Consider the following 240-nt stretch of genomic DNA (forward strand, 5'->3'; position numbering starts at 1 on the left):
CCTTTAAATTTCTATATGCTAAATATAAGAGTGCAAATATGCCAATCAATATTAATAATAATACTAATTCNNAAGATTTTAATATATAATATCCAAATATTGGTGGAATTACTGATTCTTGAACAATATTAAATTTTGAAGGTAGTATGTCCATTTTCTAATATTATATATAAATCATATGCTTGTATATATGCATTATATTGTGCTTGTGCCATAGAATTTCCTGTTCCAGATACTTGA

The organism is Candidatus Nanopusillus massiliensis, assembly GCF_920984865.1.